At 66.9% G+C, this 18518-nt stretch carries 16 protein-coding genes; 13 read left to right on the forward strand and 3 right to left on the reverse strand.

Features of this window, described 5'->3' with window-relative positions; all coding sequences use genetic code 11:
- Window positions 1-211 precede the first annotated feature (211 nt).
- The 7 genes from ELI80_RS01475 (at window position 212) to ELI80_RS16135 (ending at window position 5780) form a co-directional block, all read left to right on the forward strand.
- Window positions 212-1135: a branched-chain amino acid ABC transporter permease gene (locus tag ELI80_RS01475; protein ID WP_236641273.1), complete on the forward strand. Its 924-nt coding sequence runs from the start codon at window positions 212-214 to the stop codon at window positions 1133-1135.
- Entirely contained in the window at window positions 1128-1871 is a 744-nt protein-coding gene (locus ELI80_RS01480) for an ABC transporter ATP-binding protein (protein ID WP_136649223.1), read from the forward strand. The genes ELI80_RS01475 and ELI80_RS01480 overlap by 8 nt, the downstream gene beginning before the upstream one ends.
- Window positions 1864-2565 (forward strand): ABC transporter ATP-binding protein, encoded by a 702-nt coding sequence (locus ELI80_RS01485; RefSeq protein ID WP_136649224.1) that lies wholly within the window; start codon window positions 1864-1866, stop codon window positions 2563-2565. The genes ELI80_RS01480 and ELI80_RS01485 overlap by 8 nt, the downstream gene beginning before the upstream one ends.
- Window positions 2566-3116: 551 nt before the next feature.
- Entirely contained in the window at window positions 3117-4136 is a 1020-nt protein-coding gene (locus ELI80_RS16280; RefSeq protein ID WP_236641274.1) for an FAD/NAD(P)-binding protein, read from the forward strand.
- Window positions 4136-4489 (forward strand): type 2 periplasmic-binding domain-containing protein, encoded by a 354-nt coding sequence (locus ELI80_RS16285; protein WP_236641275.1) that lies wholly within the window; start codon window positions 4136-4138, stop codon window positions 4487-4489. Before ELI80_RS16280 ends, ELI80_RS16285 begins: the two co-directional genes overlap by 1 nt.
- 254 nt (window positions 4490-4743) lie before the next feature.
- A complete protein-coding gene (locus ELI80_RS16130) occupies window positions 4744-5241 on the forward strand; it encodes an ABC transporter permease (RefSeq protein WP_201740509.1) in 498 nt (165 codons plus the stop codon).
- Window positions 5242-5447: 206 nt separating this feature from the next.
- Complete coding sequence (locus tag ELI80_RS16135) at window positions 5448-5780, forward strand: hypothetical protein (RefSeq protein ID WP_201740510.1); 333 nt, start codon at window positions 5448-5450, stop codon at window positions 5778-5780.
- A 710-nt stretch (window positions 5781-6490) separates the two neighbouring features.
- On the opposite strand, the gene ELI80_RS01505 is transcribed toward ELI80_RS16135, so the two are convergent.
- Both ELI80_RS01505 and ELI80_RS01510 read right to left on the reverse strand, forming a co-directional pair.
- On the reverse strand, window positions 6491-7405 hold the full coding sequence (locus ELI80_RS01505; RefSeq protein ID WP_136649225.1) for a formylglycine-generating enzyme family protein: 915 nt from the start codon (window positions 7403-7405) through the stop codon (window positions 6491-6493).
- Window positions 7365-9068, reverse strand: coding sequence for an arylsulfatase (locus ELI80_RS01510; RefSeq protein ID WP_136649226.1), 1704 nt, complete (start codon window positions 9066-9068; stop codon window positions 7365-7367). Before ELI80_RS01510 ends, ELI80_RS01505 begins: the two co-directional genes overlap by 41 nt.
- Window positions 9069-9359: 291 nt before the next feature.
- Here ELI80_RS01510 and ELI80_RS01515 point away from each other — a divergent pair, with 291 nt between their 5' ends.
- Both ELI80_RS01515 and ELI80_RS01520 read left to right on the forward strand, forming a co-directional pair.
- Window positions 9360-10823, forward strand: a complete 1464-nt coding sequence (locus ELI80_RS01515; RefSeq protein WP_143803188.1) for a styrene monooxygenase/indole monooxygenase family protein — start codon at window positions 9360-9362, stop codon at window positions 10821-10823.
- Window positions 10820-12169 carry an MmgE/PrpD family protein gene (locus tag ELI80_RS01520; protein ID WP_136649228.1) on the forward strand — a complete coding sequence of 450 codons (1350 nt, stop codon included), beginning with the start codon at window positions 10820-10822 and terminating at the stop codon, window positions 12167-12169. Before ELI80_RS01515 ends, ELI80_RS01520 begins: the two co-directional genes overlap by 4 nt.
- Here the strand turns inward: ELI80_RS01520 and ELI80_RS01525 are convergent.
- Window positions 12166-13542: a TIGR00366 family protein gene (locus ELI80_RS01525; protein ID WP_136649229.1), complete on the reverse strand. Its 1377-nt coding sequence runs from the start codon at window positions 13540-13542 to the stop codon at window positions 12166-12168. The two genes, ELI80_RS01520 and ELI80_RS01525, sit on opposite strands and share 4 nt — an antisense overlap.
- Here ELI80_RS01525 and ELI80_RS01530 point away from each other — a divergent pair.
- From ELI80_RS01530 to ELI80_RS01545, 4 genes are all read left to right on the forward strand, one after another.
- Window positions 13541-14683, forward strand: coding sequence for a LysR family transcriptional regulator (locus ELI80_RS01530; RefSeq protein WP_236641282.1), 1143 nt, complete (start codon window positions 13541-13543; stop codon window positions 14681-14683). The two genes, ELI80_RS01525 and ELI80_RS01530, sit on opposite strands and share 2 nt — an antisense overlap.
- A 109-nt stretch (window positions 14684-14792) precedes the next feature.
- Complete coding sequence (gene torT / locus ELI80_RS01535; protein WP_136649231.1) at window positions 14793-15878, forward strand: TMAO reductase system periplasmic protein TorT; 1086 nt, start codon at window positions 14793-14795, stop codon at window positions 15876-15878.
- A 26-nt stretch (window positions 15879-15904) separates the two neighbouring features.
- Complete coding sequence (locus ELI80_RS01540) at window positions 15905-17467, forward strand: sugar ABC transporter ATP-binding protein (RefSeq protein ID WP_136649232.1); 1563 nt, start codon at window positions 15905-15907, stop codon at window positions 17465-17467.
- Between the two features lie 14 nt (window positions 17468-17481).
- Entirely contained in the window at window positions 17482-18474 is a 993-nt protein-coding gene (locus ELI80_RS01545; protein ID WP_136649233.1) for an ABC transporter permease, read from the forward strand.
- Window positions 18475-18518 lie beyond the last annotated feature (44 nt).

Consider the following 18518-nt stretch of genomic DNA (forward strand, 5'->3'; position numbering starts at 1 on the left):
AAATCAGGCGCCGTCCCGGGTCAGTTCCAAGTGGAAATCAACATCTATGGGCTTCTGGCGGCAGTGCTGATCCTGCGCCCGGCGGGCCTGTTCCCGGCGAAAGGGTGATCCGATGTTCCGACACACGAGCTTGCGGTTCTGGACGCTTGGGCTGATCGCCGCGCTGGCGATCTGGCGTGCGCTGACGGCTGAATATTTCGGCGTGGAAACCGTGACCGAGATCGCGATCCTGGCCATTCTGGTCATCGCGCTCGACATGGTTGCGGGGTTCGGCGGCATGGTGTCGCTGTGCCATGGGGCGCTGATGGGCGCGGGGGCCTACGCCTATGCGATGCTGACGGTCAAGGCCGGGTTGGCACCGCCAATGGCCTTCGCGGGTGCTGTTGCCGTCACCGGCGCGGCGTCCTGGCTGATCGGCGCGGTGTGCGGGCGCAGCCACGGCATCTATTTCATCATGGCCACGCTGGCCTTCGGGCAGATGGCCTATTCCCTCGTCTTCGAACAGCCGATCTTCGGCGGCGACGATGGCATCTCGGGCGTGCCGCGGATCGATCTGACGATCATCGGGCTGGATCTGAACGACGGGCGCACTTTTGCCTTTGTCTCCCTTGCCGTGCTTGGTGCCGTCTACTGGTTCGCGACCCATGTGCTGCAGGCCGGGCTTGGTCGCAGCCTGACCGGCATCATGCACAACGAACAGCGAATGCGCGCCCTCGGGGTCAATGTCTGGCGGATCAAGGCGGACATGTTCGGCCTGTCCGGCATGATCGCCGCCGCCGCGGGCGCGCTGGCCGCCCAGCATGTCATGTTCGTCTCGCCTGGTCTGCTGAACTGGACCGTGTCGGGCGAGGCGCTGGTGGTGGTGATCCTGGGTGGACTGGGAACCATCATCGGACCGGTGATCGGCGCCATTGTCTTTGTCCTGCTGAAGCACGAGGTCAGCGCGCATACCGACTACTGGCACCTGGTGGTCGGCCTGATCCTGATCGCCGTTGTGATGAGCCGGGCGAACGGAATATTCGGCTGGCTGGAACAGCGCCTGTCCCGCCTTGCCCGTCCGGTCCCCGCCCGGGACGTGATCGCCAATCAGGTCCGCAAGGATCTGGCAGCGAAAGGATCCCTTGAAGATGCTTGAGACACGCAATCTCTCGAAAAGCTTCGGCGCCATCAACGTTACCCGGGATGTGTCGCTGAAGCTCGAGCGGGGTGAACGGCGGGTGATCTTGGGACCGAACGGCGCGGGCAAGACCACGCTGTTCAACCAGCTGGTCGGCGAGATCCGCCCCGACAAGGGTCGAGTCGTCCTTGCCGGCGAGGACGTGACCGCCTTGCCGGTGCAGGGGCGGGCGAAACTGGGCCTGTCGCGAAGCTACCAGAAGAACACGTTGTTCGACGGCCTGACGGTCGAGGAGAACCTGGGCCTCGCCGCTTCCGTGACGCATGGCCACTGGCACAATATCCGCTATGACAGCCTGACCCGGCGCGACGTGCGGGACACCGTTCGCGAGGTGGCCGAGCAGGTTCGGGTGATGCCCTATCTGCACGCCCAGGTCAGCGACGTGTCCTATGGCGTGCGCCGCCAGCTGGAGGTCGGCGTGGCCTTGGCCACACGCCCGCTTGTCTTGCTGATGGACGAGCCGACCTCGGGCGTGGGTCCCGAGATGTCCGCGGGATTTCACGACCTGCTGAACGACCTGCCGCGCGACCTGACGCTGCTGATCATCGAACACGACATGGATCTGGCCTTCGCGGTCGCCGACACCATTACCGTTCTGAACTATGGCGAGGTCGTCTTCGACGGATCGCCCGAGGACGCGCGCGACAGCAAGCTGCTTAAGGATATCTATCTGGGGGCCTGGGAAGATGCTTGATCTCAAGGCGGTCGATTCCGGCTATGGCGAGACGCAGGTGCTGCACGGCATGACCGTGACCGCGCAGGAAGGCAGGGTGCTGGCGATCCTGGGCCGCAATGGTGCGGGCAAGTCCACCACGTTGAAAACGGTCATGGGATTGCTGCCGACCAAGTCCGGGCAGATCACGTTCAATGGGCGGGTGATTGACAGGGAAAGGCCCTACGGCATCGCCCGCATGGGGATCGGCTATGTGCCCGAAACGCGCGACATCTTCCGGTCGCTGACCGTGCGGGAAAACCTCGACCTGGCTGCCAGGCGCTTCGCCCCGCCGCCGGGTGGCTGGACGATGGAGCGTGTGCTGGACCTGTTCCCGCGGCTTGGCGAAAGGATGTCGAACGGGGGGATGCAGCTTTCGGGCGGGGAACAGCAGATGCTTGCCATCGCGCGTGCGTTGCTGATGAATCCGCGCCTGCTGATCCTGGACGAGCCGACCGAGGGGCTGGCGCCGATCATCGTCAAGCTGATCCACGACCGGCTGATGGATCTCAAGCAGACCGGCCTGTCGATGATCCTCGTCGAGCAGAACTTCGGTTTCGCCACGAGCCTAGCCGATGACGTGGTCATCGTCAGCAAGGGACAGATCGTCTGGTCCGGCACCCCCGACGAGATTCGCGCCGACAAGGAACTGCAACATCGCTGGCTGGGCGTCTGAACGCCACGACTCCTGTCCCAAGAACGCCCATGCCTTTTCTGGATCTGCCGACGCAAGGCCTGTACGATCGCGGGATCAGGGAACGGCGGACAGGCCCTGGCTGACCTTCTGCGATCCGCTGCGCACGATCCTCGCGATGCAAACGCACAAGGGATGCGCCAGCGCGTTTTAACGATGTGACCGCCCGTTGGAACGCGCTGGCGATCGCCGCAGCCTTTTCGCGGCCTGTCTGTCGGCGGGCTGACCGGACGGCGGCTGGCGCTCTGCACGACGGCAGCGGAGATCGAGGCCGCGACGGATCATGTCCGCGACGATCGGATAGATGTCGTCGTGCTTGGCATCGAAGCGCAGCCGACCGGCTTCATCGCGGCCGCCGAACCGCGGTTCCCGCGTCCGGGGCATGTAGCGGTCCGGCCCGGACGACGCGCCGCGTCGCGTGGCCGGCGTCGTTGCGCTGGCAAGTCTCCTCTCTGACCTATCATCTGTTATTCTTACATCCGCTGCGCACAAGCCTAAGACGGGGGCCATGCCCCCGGCGCGAAAGACCTCTCATGAAGACCATTGCCATCGTCGGTACCGGCCCGACAGGAGTCTACGCCTTCAAGGCGCTGGCCACCTCGCCGCGCGCCGCGCCGCTTGCCGTCTGGCTGTTCGAGAAGGGCGCTGATGCGGGCGTGGGCATGCCCTATTCCGACGACACTGCCAGCCACGTCATGCTGGCCAACATCGCCAGCATCGAGATCCCGCCCGTCACGCGCAGCTACCTCGACTGGCTGCGCGCCCAGACCAGTGCGCTGCTCCGCAGCCACGGCATCGACCCGGAGCACCTGAACGAGCGCGATTTCACCCCCCGTCTGATGCTGGGCCGCTACTACCGCGATGAATTCGACGCCCTCGTCCACGCCGCCGAGGCGCTGGGGCACCGGGTCGAGCTGCGCGAGCGGACCGAGGTCACGGACCTGGTCACGGGGCTGGACGGGGGCATCCGCCTGACTACCGAGCACGGCGATGTGGGCGCGGTGTTCGACAAGGTCATCCTCGCGACCGGGCACAGTTTCCCGCAGGACGCCGAGACGCGCCGCTATTTCCCTAGCCCGTGGTCGGGGCTGGTCGACGCGGTGGTCCCGGCCTGCCGGGTGGGCGTGCTGGGCACCTCGCTCAGCGCGATCGACGCGGCGATGGCGGTGGCGACCCAGCACGGCCGCTTCGTCGGGATCTCGTGGACCGGGGCTGACGCAGCCGGTGGAATCGGAGATCAGTGGTTCGCCCTATCGATGCGCACGCGCGTGATCTATGCGGCCAACGATCTCGATTTTTTCAGCTTCACTTGCGAGCAACTGGCGGACCCGGAATGGAAAGGCCGGGTTTGCATCCGTTCCGGCCAGCATCCCTACAACACGGCGCTGTTCTCCGCTTTGGTGTCGCATCAGGACGCGGCGGCGACCGAGGGATGGCTGACCGGCCTCAAGTTCAATCTCGCCCGCAAGACGGGGGGCGGCGACCGGGACGGCGCCAAGGACATTCTGGGCGGCATCTGCGACATCGCGGTGGCGAGTTCCTATGTGGGCTGATGCGCTCGGGCAAGGGCGGGGAGGAGCAGAAGGCTTGGTGCGAGGCGATCAAGATGATCCTGCCAACCTTCGAGGATGGCGGCACCCATGTGAATATCAGCGGTGCCGCGGTCGCCAGGCACGCTCCGAACAGGGAAGAGGCTGTGAAGCTGCTGGAGTTCCTTGTCTCAAACGAGGCGCAGAAGATCTATGGTGAGGCGAACTACAAATACCCGGTGAAGCCCGGCGCCGCCATCGACCCGATCATAGCATCGTTCGGCGAGCTGAAGATCAATTCCGTGCCACTCACCGAGATCGTGCAGAACCGCAAGGAAGCCACCGAGCTGGTCGATCGCGTCGGATTAGACAACTGATCTCGAAGGCCCGGGCCGCGGTCACGTCGCGGCAGGTCAACCCGCATGGCGATCCTGGTAGCGAATGATGAACGGCCGTCCAGATCCTTCTCGTTGGGGGGAAGGGTCTGGATCCATGCCAGCCTGCTGGTCGCCGGTCTGGTCCTTGTCCCGTTGCTGGCGCTGTCTGGCAGGCGGCGTTGCGGTCACAGGACTTGTGGTCCCACCTGGCAGCGCATGTCCGGTCGCACGCGTTGGGACAGACGGCCATCCTCATGGCCGGGGTGGGCGCGCTGACCGCAGTGATCGGTACGTCGATGGCCTGGCTGGTGACGGCCTATGATTTCCGCGGGCGGCGGATGCTGGAATGGGCGCTTCTGCTGCCGCTTGCCGTGCCGACCTATATCGTCGCCTACACGTATCTGGACCTGCTGCATCCGCTGGGATCGTTCCAGTCTCTGGTCCGCACCATCCTCGGCTACGACAGCCCGAGGGCGTTCCGTCTTCCCGACATCCGCTCGATGACGGGTGCGGTCCTGCTGCTGAGCCTGGTGCTTTATCCGTATGTGTACCTGCCGACGCGGGCGATGTTCATGACCCAGGCGGCGAACCTAATCGAGGTGGCCCGCACCTTGGGCACAAGTCGGCGCCTGATCTTCCGACGCGTCGCCCTGCCTCTTGCCCGCCCGGCAATTTCGGTCGGGGTGAGCCTTCCGCTGATGGAAACGCTAAACGATATCGGCGCGTCCGGTTTCTGGGCATCCGGTCGCTGACCATCTTGGTTTACACGACCTGGGTCACGCGGTCGGACCTTCCGGGCGCCGTGCAGATCTCGCTGGCCATGCTGCTTCTGGTCGTGGTGCTGGTCTCGCTGGAGCGGTAGGCCCGTGAGCGCCAGCGCTGTTCCCTCAGCAGCCAGCGTGCGCACAGCTTCGCCCGCCAGCCCCTGAGCCGGGGAGCCGGCGCGGCGGCCTTCGGATTGGGCCTTCTGCCGGTGCTCTTGGGATTCCTTGTGCGCGCGCTCCATCTTGGGATCGAGGCTTGGAAACGGTTCCAGTTCGCTGGCCTGTCCGATCGGCTGGTGCTGGAAGCGCGCAACACCTTCGTGCTGTCCGCCGCAGCGACAGCGGCGGTGCTGATCTGTGGACTCGTGGTCGCCTATGCCGCGCGCCTGTTCCTGCAGCAGGGGATGCGAATCGTGCAGCGTACGGCATCCCTTGGCTACGCGATGCCGGGAACGAATTTGGCTCTCGGCATCCTGATCGCGACTGCCGGCGTGGACTGCTGGATCAGCCGGAGCGCGAAGCGCTGATCTTCAACAGGATCTCGTGGTACGCCAGCCCGATCCCGGCCGGCCTGGCCTACTACATCCTGATGAAGTCGATGCCCTCGGCGCGCCGGTTCCTGGCGAACTGACATTGATCCGGCCGCTCTGCCTGCCCGGTATTTGGACTTGTTCCGCAAACGGGTGCCTGCAGGCAGGTCGTGTCGATGCTTGAGCCTTGATTACGGCCGCCGGGCAGCCATCGGCGAGGTGGGCGTCCGGCGGTCATCTAAGGTGGCGGCTCGCCTTCCGCCCGTTTCTGCTCATGTGGCCGCAGTTGAACTTGGCCGGTGCGGCGGTCACCGCAGCCGCAAAACCGGCGGCGAAGTTCATTTGCGATCATGCAATCTGAACGTTCGACGCGCTTGCCGTTGCTCCCATGAAGGGATGGCAAACTGTGCATGAAACACCGGTTGCGCACGGTCCTTGACCAAGCCAAGCGCCTCAGGCCAAGAACTCACGCGCCAAGGTTCCGGGTTTATACGCACGGCGGCCATATGCACGTGGACCGGATCACGCGGCCCCGAAGGCAACGGTGTGGATGCGCGTGAGCACGACAAGCGACCTCACGGCATGACGCGGGCAGATGACATGCCGCGTCGTCGATCCCCCTGTTGCGTCGAAGACCCCGCGCGGCCTGCCGACGACACGGCCATGGCTGCAGTATCGCAAGCCGATTGCCTCATCGGCCAAGCCGATCACCCCAGCCGACGGACGCATCTGAAACCCAGATGCGAGGTCGTGGTGTCGATGCGTTGCGGATGGCGCGCGGCGGGGCGGTACCGGCGGCAGTAGTTCGGCGCACACAGGTAGGATCCGCCCTTGATGACCTTGGTCGTCCCGCCATCCTGTCGCCGACAGCAGCTGCTCGGCTGCGGCTGCCCGGGCGCGGCGTAATCGTCGGTCGTCCATTCCCAGACGTTGCCGATCATGTCGAACAGCCCGTAGCCGTTTGCCCGGAAGCTGCCGACCGGAGAGGTGCCGGCGAAGCCGTCCTCCATCAGGTTCACGAAGGGGAACTGCCCCTGCCACGTGTTCGCGAGGTGCCTCCCTTCCGGCGTGAGGCTGCTGCCCCACGCGTATTCTTCGCCCTCCAGGCCGCCTCGCGCGGCGTATTCCCATTCGGCTTCGGTCGGCAAAGATTTCCCCGCCCATTCGGCGAACGCCAGGGCGTCCTCGAACGCGACATGCACCGCAGGGTGGTCGTCCAGCCCTTCGACGCTGCTGCCGGGGCCCGCGGGGCGGCGCCAGCATGCCGCCGGCACCAGCCGCCACCAATCCGTCGGGCCCCGCAGCGGGGTATTCGGCGCAGGCGCGACGAATACCGCCGAGCAGGGCGGCACCATTCGCACGACGTGCTCAGGGTGGGGCTGCGGGCGCTCGGCCAGGGTGACGTAGCCCGTCGCCTGGACGAAGCTGGCAAAGCGGGCGTTCGTGACAGGCGTGCGGTCGATCCGGAACGCCCCGACCTCGGCCGGGCGGCGGGGCCGTTCCTCGGGGTAGAACCGGTCGGAGCCCATGAGGAAGGGCCCGCCGGACAGGGCGACCATGTCCCTCTCCGACGGGATTTCGTCAGTTGCGGACATGCGGCCTGGGGAACAGGTATTCGGCATCGTTGCCGTAGACCATCTGGGGCGCAAGGCCCGCGTTCCAGTAGATGCCGAACCGCGACTGGCAATCGGCCCAGTCCTGCTGCAACTCCGCCAGCTTCGCCGGCTCGGCCGCGGCAAGATCGTTCGCCTCGGGCAGGTCGTTCTTCAGGTTGAAGAGCTCGTAGTTGCCCGTCCCCCACGGGCTGTTTTCATGCACCAGCTTCCAGCTGTCCTTCCAGACCGAGAGACGGCCGAACAGTTCCGTGCAGACCGGCTGATCCTGGGGCCGGGGGATCTCGCCATTCCCTTGCAGCCACGGCAGGAGCGAGTAGCCGGTCGCCCCGGCCAGGGCGATGCCGCCGAACTCGCGCGGCTCTTCTGCGCCCGCGATGTCCAGCAGTGTCGGCGCGATGTCGGAGACGTGCGCGAACGCGTCCGAGCGGCCTTCGCGGCCCTGGCTGCCCGGCATGGTGATGAAGGCGGGGGCGCGGATGCCGCCTTCGTAGACGTGCCCCTTCACCATCCGGAACGGCGTCTGGCTGACGGACGCCCAGCTCGGGCCATAGCCGAAGTAGGAGCCCTGCCTGCCCATGTTCTCCAGCGAGTTGTCGAAGTTCTCCTCGATCCAGATGCGGTTCTTGCCGCCCTGGATGCTGTCGGGCAGGCTGCCTTCGGCCCCGTTGTCCGAGAAGAAGACGAACACGGTGTTCTCGTATTCGCCATCCTCCTTCAGGCTGGCGACGAGGCGGCCGACGTTCTGGTCCAGATTGTGGACCATCGCGGCATAGACCTCCATCTTGCGCGCCTCAATCGCGCGCTGCTCTTCGCTCAGTTCTTCCCAGTGCGGCCAAAGATCCGGCGCAAGGTTCTGCGTCGTTCCGGCGGGGATCAGGTCCATGTCCGCCATGCGCGCGAGCCGGGCGGCGCGGGTGGCCTCGTAGCCTTCGTCATACTTGCCCTTGAACAGCGCGATGTCGGCGTCCGGGGCCTGCAACGGCCAATGCGGCGTCGTGTAGGCGAGATAGGCGAAGAACGGCGCGTCGTCGCCCGACGCGATATAGTCGAGCATCCGGTCGGTGAAGATATCGGTCGCGTAGCCGAAGTCGGCGGGCAGGTCGACCGGCACGTCATCCTGCGTGTAGTTCGCCTTCGCGAACATTTCCAGAAGCCCGGTCTGGTCGAAGAAATGAGCCCCCGCACCGAGATTGGCGAAGGACTTCTCGAACCCGCGCGCGTTCGGGCGCTGGCCCTCCTTGCCGCCGAGGTGCCATTTCCCGGTCATGTAGGTGTGGTATCCGGCATCGCGGAGCGCCTGCGGGAAGCTCATCACCCGTTCGTTGAGGTAGCCTTCATACCCCGGATGGCCGCGCTGTTCTTCCAGGATCTCCTCGGCCATGCTGCCAAGCCCGGCGACATGGTTGTCCGTTCCCGACATCAGCATCGAGCGGGTGGGCGAGCAGGTCGGCCCCACGTGGAAATTCGTCAGCTGCACGCCGTCGGCCGCGAGGGCATCCAGATTCGGCGTCGCGATCTCGCTGCCGAAGCTGCCGAGGTCGGAATAGCCGAGGTCGTCGGCCACGATCAGCACGATGTTCGGCCGGTCATCCTGCGCCCAGGCCGGGCCCGCCAGAAGCACGGCCGTGCCGAGGGCCAGCCGTCCAAGCGCTCGAAGGTTCAGTTTCATTCGCTCCTCCTTGATCATCATTCGGGAAAGCGGCCCCTGAACGATCGCGCGGGTCAGCATTCCGCCTGAAGGGCGCGGGCATGACCTCCCCGGAAACAAGCGTTCCCGGTTGCGGGGGTTCGAAGCTGCTTCGTTCCGGCCGTCCTGGACGTCCGCTGTTTCTGTCGAGAGACGACGGCGGCGTCTTTCACCTCGCTGCGACGGACGCCGATTGTGCCTGCAAGACAATCGGTTCCGGCTCCGGTCAGTCAAATGACAATGATTGCCCGGCCTTATTCCCGGAGGTTATGGATGATCGCCAATCGCGCGGACTGCCCGGCGAATTCGGCAGCAGTTCACGCTATAACTGCGAACGCCGCCAAGGGGGCCGACAAGTCATTTGACGTCATTGTCGGCCGCACATCTGATTGCGCAACCGTCTGTGCCGACGGCCAATTCCCGGATGCATTTCACCGCTGTTCCAAAGCGGGCAGGGAACCGCAGGGGCGAAAAGGACAGGCCGGGCACCAGAGCAAGGAGGGCGATGTGCGAAAGATCACGATCATCGGCGCGGGCCATGCGGGGCTGCAGCTGGGCACCGGGCTGCTCAAGGCGGGGCACGCCGTCGTCATCGTCACCAATCGCAGCGCCGACGAGGTCCGTTCCGGGCGGATCACCTCCAGCCAGTCGATGTACAACATGGCTGTTGGCATCGAGCGCGATTTCGGCATGGCCTTCTGGGACGAGCACTGCCCCCCGATCGAGGGGATGCACATCCGCGCGGGGCTTGATGCCGACCGGATCATGGTCGATTTCCGCATGCGCATGCCCCCCGGACAGTCCGTGGACCAGCGCCTCAAGTTCCCCCGGTGGATGGAGGAGTTCGAGCGCCTGGGAGGCCGTCTCCGGATCGAGGACACCAACCTCGACCGGCTCGAGGAGATCGCGGCCAGCTCGGACCTGACCATCGTCGCCGCCGGCAAGGGCGAGATCGGCAAGCTGTTCGCGCGCGATGCCGCACGCTGCACCTTCGACGCCCCGCAACGGATCACCGCGCTGACCTATCTTCACGGGGTGAGGCCGCGCGAGGATTTCGGCGCCATCAACATCAACGTCCATCCGGGCGCGGGCGAGATGGTGCATTTTCCGGCGCTGACCCTCAGCGGCGCCTGCGACATCGTCAACTTGGAATGCGTTCCCGGTGGACCGATGGACGTCTGGTCGGGGATCGACACGCCGGCCCGGCATCTCGAGGCGACGCTCGACCTGATCCACAGCCATTTCCCCTGGGACGCGCACCGATTCGCCGACGCGCGGCTGACCGACGATCTGGGCGTGCTCGCCGGTCCCGTGACGCCCACGGTCCGAAGGCCGGTCGGGTTCCTCCCCTCGGGGCAGCCGGTTCTTGCCCTGGGCGATGTCTTCCTGTTGAACGATCCGATGACCGGCCAGGGATCGAACAACGCCAGCAAGTGCGCGGCGCTCTATCTCCAGGCGATCGAGGCGCGGGGCGATCTGCCGTTCGACACGTACTGGATAGCGCAGCTGACCGAACGGGCATGGGACGAGACGAAGTGGTCGGCACGGCTGACCAACACGATGCTGGCCCCTCCCGCACATGTGCTGGGCATCCTTGCCGCAGCCGCGGAACGGCCCGGGCTTGCCCAGCAGATTGCCGCGGGTTTCAATGACCCCAGGACCATGGGATGGTATGTCGATCCGGTGCTGGCAAACCGGGTGATCGCCGAAACCACCGTCACGGAGCAGGCGGCATGAACAAGGAAATCCGGACCGTGTCGAGCGATGGTTCCCTGATCGAGCGGATGATCGATCTGGCGCTGACCCCCGCGGGCGACCTGCCGCAGGCAGCTCGGGCCCTCGCGACGCTGTCGCTGATGGATTGGCTCGTCTGCGCGCGCGCGGGCGCGGACGAACCGGTGGGCGAGATCCTGCGCGCGATGATCGCGCACGAGGGCGGCGTGCCCGAGGCTTCGGTGACCGGCGGCGCCCCCGCCCCCGCGCGCGCGGCCGCGCTGGTCAACGGCACGATCGGCCACGCGATCGACTATGACGACACCCATTTCGCCCATATCGGCCACCCGTCCGCGGCCATCTATCCGGCCGCGCTTGCCGTGGCCGAGATGGAGGATCTTTCCGCCGAAGCGGTCTGCACCGCGTTCCTGGTCGGGGCGGAGGCATCGATCCGCATCGGCTGCGTCCTCGGCCGCGAGCACTACAACCGCGGCTTTCACCAGACGGCCACGGCGGGCGCCTTCGGTGCCACCCTTGCGGCGGCGCGCCTGCTCAGGCTGACGCGGGGCCAGGTCCGGGCGGCGATCGGGCTCTGCGCGTCGCGGGCTGCCGGCCTTCGCTGCCAGTTCGGCACCATGGGCAAGCCGTACAACGCCGGCATCGCCGCCGCGAGCGGGGTCGAATGCGCGCTGCTGGCCCGCGCGGGGCTCACCTCTGCCGATGACGGGCTGATGGGGCCGCAGGGCTTCGTGATGACCCATTCCAACCAGCCCGATCCCGACGCCGCCAATGCCGAAGGCTTCCTGTTCGAGGCGATCAGCCACAAGCTTCATGCCTGCTGCCACGGCACCCACGCGATGATCGAGGTGCTGCGGAACGTGGAGCGGGGTGACCCCGATCAGGTCGCCGCCGTCACCGTGCGGACCAGCCCGCGCTGGCTGAGCGTCTGCAACATCCCGGTGCCGCGCACGGGTCTCGAGGTCAAGTTCAGCTATCCCTGGCTTGCCGCGATGGTCCTGCACGATCGTTCGACCCAGGACGACCGGGCTTTCACCGACGCGCTGGCCCGCGACGCAGAGCTTGGAAGGACGGCGGCGCTCGTCGAGGTGCGGGGGGACGGTTCGCTGACCGAAACGCAGGCAGCGGTCGAGATCGTGACCGTGGATGGCCGCCGGATTGCGGGCGCCCACGACCTGTCGCGGCGCCCGCCGCTGCCGGACCTCCGCGCCAGCCTCGTCGCCAAGGCGCGCGCCAGCCTCGGGCAGGAAGCCGAGCGGATCATCGGTTCGATCGACATGATCGACGAACTGTCGGCGCGAGAGATCGGCGCCCTGCTCGTGCTGCAGCCGCGGGTGGCGCGGGCAGGCTAGAATGCCTGCCCCAGCGCCAGCAGCACGGCGCTGGCGACCACGCCGCTGGTGGCGAGAAGGATCAGGCAGTAGCCCATGATGTCGCGGATGCCGAGCCCGGCCAGGGCGAGCAGCGGCAGGGCCCAGAAGGGTTGCAGCAGGTTCGTCCAGTTCGCGCCGATCGTCATCGCGGTCGTCACCAGTCCCACCGGGATTTCCTTCTGGTCGGCCAGCGCCAGGAAGATCGGGCCTTGCAGGACCAGGTGGCCGCCGTCGGCCGGGATGACGATGTTGATCAGGCCCGCCGTGAGGAACGTGATCAGCGGCAGCGTCTCGGCGCTGGCTATCCGCGCAAGGCCGTTCGTCACCATCTCTCCCAGCCCCGAGGAGGTGATCATCGCCGCGATGGCGGCGTAGAAGGGATAGATGATCACGATCGGCAGCACCGAGGCGGCGGTCCGTTCCGCGGCACGGAGGTACGATACGAGCCCGCGCGACAGGATCAGCCCCAGGCTGAGGACCAGAAGATTGAGGGCGTTGAGATTGAGCGCGTTCAGTCCGCCCGTCCACAGCGCACGAACGACGAAGGCAAGGCCGATCAGCCCTGCGCCGATGCTGAGGATCCGGCTGCGGTCCAGCCGCTCGGCCGGGGTGAGGGGGGCGGACGCGGCCTGCGTGCCGGCAGACCCGGCGTCGTCCTGCGCGGGGTCGGGCGCGGCTTGTGCCGGCAGTCCGACCGCCTGGTTCCGCGGCGGCGTCATGGCCCGCGCGGTCACGACGTGCGAGATCAGGATCGATGCGGCAAGGATCAGGTTCCAGGGGGACAGGATCGTCTGCGTCAGCGGGATCAGCCCGGTTGTTGCTTCAAGCGGGTGGCCGGGGGTGTTCAGCGTCAGCGGTATGGACGAGGACATTCCCGCGGACCACAGCGTGTAGCCGGCGTAGGCGGCGGCGATCAGCAGCGGGAAATGGGCGCCCTCGATCCGCCGCGCCACCTCGCGGGCGCAGATCACCCCCACGACAAGCCCCACACCCCAGTTGACCAGCGATATCCCCGCCGTGAGCAGGGTCACGAACACCACCGCCCCGGTCGGGGTCGCGGGGATCGCGGCAAGGCGGCGCACGCCGCGCTTGATGACCGGCGTCTCGGCCAGGGTCGCGCCCGTCACGACCACCAGCGACAACTGCATCGCAAAGCCCAGAAGCGACCAGACGCCGGCGCCGAAATGCGTCATCATCTCGGCCGGGGTAGAGGGCGTCAGCGCCACGCCCGCGACGAAGACCACGGCCAGCAGCATCACCGCCAGCACGAAGGGGTCGGGCATGTAGCGCCGCACGAGGGTGTTCGTCGCAAGCGAGATGCGCTGCAGCGCACCCCCGGTCGCCTTGTTCATGATGGTTCCCCGCTGTTTCCCGGTCCGCAGACTGGATCCCGCGGCCGCAAGTCAAATGACTACGGCGGACCTGTCCATGACCGCGGGTTATGTTTCCGCCCCGCAACGTGACGCAAAGTTGACAGCCGCCCCCGGCGCTCTAACCTCGCGGCGGATCAACAGACGGGCGCGCACCACGATGGCCAGCATCAACCTGTTCATGAAGAACAGCCTGACGATCCGGCATATGCGCCTTCTGATCGCCATCGACGACCATCACAGCGTGATCCGCGCCGCGACGTATCTCAACCTCACGCAGCCGGCCGTCTCCAAGGCGTTGTCCGGCCTCGAGGCGGGCTTGGGCGCGCAGTTGTTCCGGCGCTCGAAAAGCGGGCTCGTCGCGACGCAGGTCGGGGCCTGCCTGATCCGGCATGCGCGCCGGGTGGTTCTCCGGATCGAGCTGGCGGAGCGCGAGCTGAACGAGATCATCGGCGTCGGCTTCCGCCATGTCTCCATCGGCACGCTTCCCGCCGCCGCGGTGTTCCTAGTGCCCCGGTTCATCGCCCGGCTGGAACGGGAGACGCAGAACACCACCATCTCGCTGCGCGAGGGGACCATGGACAACCTGCTGCCGGCGCTGCGGACCGGGCAGATCGATCTGGCCGTGGGGCTAATGTCCAGCCCGCAGCTCGGCTCCGACATCTCGACCGAGGTCCTGCTGGCCGATCCGGTCGTCGCGGCCGTGCGCCGGGGGCATTTGCTGCTCGGGCAAGGCCCGATCGCTTGGTCGCAGCTCGAGGGGTTTCCCCTTTTGCTGCCCCCGCCCAACACGCTTGCGCGGGGCGCGATCGAATCCCTTTTCCACAGCCACATGATCGACGTGGCCAGCCACAGGATCGATTCGGTCTCGACCATGGCGAACGTGGGCACGCTGCAGCTGACTGATTCGGTGGGGTTCCTGTCCCGGTCGCTGGTCGAACATTTCCGCAGGCTCGGCGTTCTCGACGCCCTGCCGCTGGACATTCCGGCGGAGGTCACGCTGGAAATGGGACTCGTCTGGGTCACCGAGCGTGAGCGGACCGATGCCCATCTGCTGACGCACAGGCTGCTGAGGGAAACGGCCCTGACCCTCAAGGACCAGCATGAAGACGACTTGGAATAACTTCAGGTCATCTTTTCGGCCGTCGAAGTAAATTGACTTCATAGAGCCGGAATCGAACTCTCCCCCTCAGACGAGCGCCGGATGCGCCGTTCAGGGGAGAGGGGAAATCATGTCGAAGACTACGAAACCGGTTCTCGGCGGTCTGCTCGCGGCAGTGGCGGCACTGCTGTCCTCGGCCGCCGTCGCGCAGACGACGCCGTGGTATCCGCTGCCGTTCGACGGCAAGACCGTCGCCGGCGAGGAGGGCCGCTTCGACTACACGCCCCTGAGCGCATCCGAAAAGGCCACCAAGCCCTGGAACATCTGCGTCTCGCTGCCGCACATGAAGGACCCGTTCTTCCTGGCCATGAACTACGGCATGACCGAGGAGGCGAAGCTGCTGGGCGTCAGCGTCCAGACCTTCGACGCGGGCGGCTATGCCCAACTCGCCAACCAGATCTCGCAGGTCGAGAACTGCGTGGCCGGAGGCGCCGACGCGGTCGTTCTGGTCGGCATCGCCCGCGAGGGGATGGAGAACCTGCTGTCCGAGCTGAAGGCCAAGAACGTGCCGGTGATCGACGCGGTCAACGGCGTCGCCTCGAAGGACACGGCGGCCCGCGTGCTGACCAGCCCCCGCGACGAAGGCTTCCGCGCCGCCAGGTACCTGGCCGAAAAGCATCCCGCCGGCAGCGAGCCCGTGGATATCGCCTGGCTGCCCGGCCCGGCCGGCGCCGGCTTCGTCGAGGCGTTCAACACGGGCTTCCAGGAAGGGCTTGAGGGAAGCGCCGTCAACGTGGTCGAGACGAAATACGGCGACGTCGGCAAGGAGGTCCAGGCCCGTCTGGTCGAGGACCTGCTCCAGACCCACCCGGACCTCGACTACGTCGTGGGCACCGCGGTGATGGTCGAGGGCGCGCTGCCGCTTCTGCGCGCGCGCGGTATCCAGGACCGCGTCAAGCTGGTCTCGATCTACACGACGCCCGGCGTCTACGAGATGATGAAGGCCGGCCAGATCGAGGCGGCGGGCGCCGCCCCCGTGGTCCTGACCTCGCGCGTGATCCTCGACCAGGCGGTGCGGGTGCTCGAGAACAAGCTGGAATACAGCGACGTCGGCACGCTGGGGCAGGTCTACACCAAGGACACGATCGGCACGCTCGACCCGCTGTCGGTGCTGGCGCCGAACGGCTTCCGCCCCGACTTCGCCTTCCGTCCCTGATCCGGCCCCGGCAGGAGATCCGCGCAATGATGTCCCACGCCGTGGCCCGGACGCAGCAGGCAGCACCGTCCGCTGCCGTGCCGACGCTGTCCACTGTCGGGCTGACCAAGCGGTACGGCCAGCACGCCGCGCTGGACAGCGTTTCGCTGGATTTCCTGCCCGGCGAGGTTCACGTCCTGTTCGGCGAGAACGGCGCGGGGAAATCGACCCTGATCTCCATGATCGCCGGGGCGAACACCCCGACCGAGGGGCGCGTCCTGATGGACGGGCGCGAGGTCGCGCTGGGCAGCGTCTCGGCCGCGCGGGCGCATGGCGTCCGGGCCGTGTTCCAGGAATTCTCGCTGATCCCCTGGATGACGGTGGCCGAGAACATCACCCTGGGCGAGGAGCCGCTGGCCGGTCCCGCGCCCCTGCAGCGGGTGGTGGGTTTCCTGTCCAAGTCCGGTGCCACGGCCGAGGCGCGGCGGCTGATCGACGATCTCGGCTTCGAACTGGACCCGCGCGCGACGGTCGCGTCGCTGACGCGCGGCAAGCAGCAGATGGTCGAGATCTGCAAGGCGATGCGGGTGCGTCCGCGCGTCCTGATCCTGGACGAGCCGACCGCCTCGCTGTCCGAACACGACGCCCGCGCCCTGTTCCGGCTGATCCGCCGGCTGCAGGACCAGGGCACGGCGATCATCTATGTGACCCACCGGATGCACGAGATCCCGCTGATCGGGAACCGGCTTTCGGTCCTGCGCGACGGCAGGTTCATCGCGACGGTTCCCGCCGACACGCACGAAGACCGGCTGATCGAGCTGATGACCGGCCGGAACATGGAAAAGGTCTATCCCCGGCCGCGCGCCGACCTGGGCGACGTGCGGCTAGAGCTGCGGGGGGTTTCGCTCGACCACAAGCCGGGCGTGCCGGATATCGAGGGCATCGACCTCGCCGTCCGCGCGGGCGAGATCGTCGGGATCGCGGGGCTGGTCGGCTGCGGCAAGTCGAACCTCGCGCAGGCCTGCTTCGGCTTGCGCCGGATCGTTTCGGGCGAGGTTCTGGTGGACGGGGTGCCGCTGGTGCCGCGCCATCCCGCCGACGCGATCGGGCGGGGGCTGTGGTACCTGCCCTCGGACCGCAAGAACGACGGGCTCGCGCTGGAACTCACCGCGCACGAGAACATGATCCTGTCCGGGCTGCGCTTCGGCGCGTCGCGCGGCGAGATGCTGAAGCCCCGCCGCGAGGCGCGGCAGCTGTCGCAGGTTTCCCGCATGGTCGAGTTCGACGGCCGCAGGCTCGGTGAGCCGGTCGCGAGGTTCTCGGGCGGGAACCAGCAGAAGATCCTGCTCGCCAAGAGCCTGGTGCAGGACGTGAAGGTCTATGTCTTCGACGAGCCGACGGTCGGCGTGGACATCGGCGCCTGCCTCGCGATCTATCGCTGCCTGGCCGACCTGAGCGCCCGGGGCGCCGCGATCCTGCTGGTCTCGTCGAACCTGCCAGAGCTGATGGGGCTCACGCACCGCATGCTCGTGATGAGCGGTGGCGACATCGTCGCCGAGTTCGATCGCGCCGACTACGACGAACACCGCATCCTTGAACAATTCTTCTGAGGAGCCGAACCTCGATGTCCGCAGCCCAGACCAATACCGACAGACCGCGGCCCGCGATGCTTTGGCTGAGCGAGAACCGGCAGATCCTCGCGCTTCCGGTCATGTTCGTCGTGGCGCTGCTGGTGTTCGCCGCGGCCGCCCCGAACTTCCTCAGCACCGACAACCTGACCAACGTGGCGCGCCAGTCGGTCTATCTGCTGATCGTGGCGCTGGGGCAGCTGATCGTCATGATCACCGGCGGGCTGGACCTGTCGGTCGGGTCCAACGTGTCGCTGACATCGGTGGTCAGCGCGATGGTCATGGCGACGGTCTTCGCGGGCAATCCGGATGCCCCGTGGCTCGCCCTGTGGAGCGGCCTGGTCGCGGGCATGGCGATCGGCATCGCGGTCGGGCTCGTCAACGGGCTTGGCGTCACCCTACTCCGGATCCATCCGTTCATGATGACGCTCGGCATGTCGTCGATCGTCTTCGGGCTGACGCTCTTCATCTCGGGCGGCGTGCCGATCTACGGCATCCCGCCGCTCCACGGAGAAATCTTCGGCTTCGGCCGCATCTTCGGCCTGCCCATCCCCGCCATCGTGGCGCTGTTCCTGGTCGTCCTCGCCTACGCCACCCTGCAGTGGACGCGCTTCGGCCGGCATCTCTACGCGACGGGCGGCAACAACCGCGCGGCGGCGCTGTCGGGGGTGCGGACGGACCGGGTGACGGTCGTGGCCTACATGATGTGCGGCCTGCTGGCGGCGCTTTCGGGCCTGCTGCTGACGGCGCGCCTGGGCACGGGCGAGGCCAACATCGGCGGCACGCTGCCTCTGGAATCCATCGCGGCCTGCGTGATCTCGGGCGTCAGCCTGGCGGGCGGGCGCGGGCGCACGCTGATGGTGGTGCTGGGCACGCTGCTGATCGTGCTGGTGCAGAACGGCCTGAACCTGATGCAGGTCGGCGCCTATGCCCAGTTCGTGGCGACCGGCGCCATCCTGATCTTCGCGATGGCGCTGGCCCGCAACTGAGCCGGGCCCGCCACGCGAGATGCTCTGAGGAGGAGAACGAGGAT

Source organism: Paracoccus aeridis (genome assembly GCF_004923205.2).
Taxonomy (GTDB): domain Bacteria; phylum Pseudomonadota; class Alphaproteobacteria; order Rhodobacterales; family Rhodobacteraceae; genus Paracoccus; species Paracoccus aeridis.